Annotated in this window: 1 protein-coding gene; it reads right to left on the reverse strand. The window is 60.2% G+C overall.

What is annotated here, in order from left to right; translation table 11 throughout:
- Positions 1-400, reverse strand: a 400-nt coding sequence (locus AC3XQU_RS22845; RefSeq protein ID WP_489876447.1) for a hypothetical protein, incomplete at its 3' end; no start/stop codon positions are given.
- Positions 401-535 lie beyond the last annotated feature (135 nt).

Consider the following 535-nt stretch of genomic DNA (forward strand, 5'->3'; position numbering starts at 1 on the left):
CATCCTCGCCGGGACCGAAGTAGAAGCGCAACACGAAATCCGGGCGCTTGCCCTTCGGCGGCTTCATGATCTTCCACAGCAAGGTTTCGACCTGCACGAACTCTGCCCAGTTCCGGCCTTGCACGCCGATGTCGCAGTCGAGGATGCGTTCCTCGACTCGCGGATAGTCTGACGGTGTCGAACCGGGCTGATAGGCGGCGTTCTCCCGGATCTGGGTGATCGGTGTGTGGTAGAAACCCGAGTACCCTTCGAGCAGTGAAATGCCCTGTCCCACAAAGTCCGGTCCGAAGATCGGCACGGTGACGATGTCCTGCTCGAACGTGGGACTCGTAGGATCGAAGTCGCGCATGATCAACAGGACGGGATAGCCGCCGTTGAAGTCGGGGTCACAGTTGTTCATCGATATTCCATTCCCCTAGACCGGCGTCAGTGTCGCGAGGCCCTGGCGGGCAGCGCGTTCCATCTCGGCGGCGAACTGTTGTGGTGTGCCGTTGTAGCCGTGGAATTCCTGCGTGATGTTGTAGGTGTTGCCGCC

The sequence above is a fragment of the Telluria sp. AZSoR62 genome, from assembly GCF_058111565.1.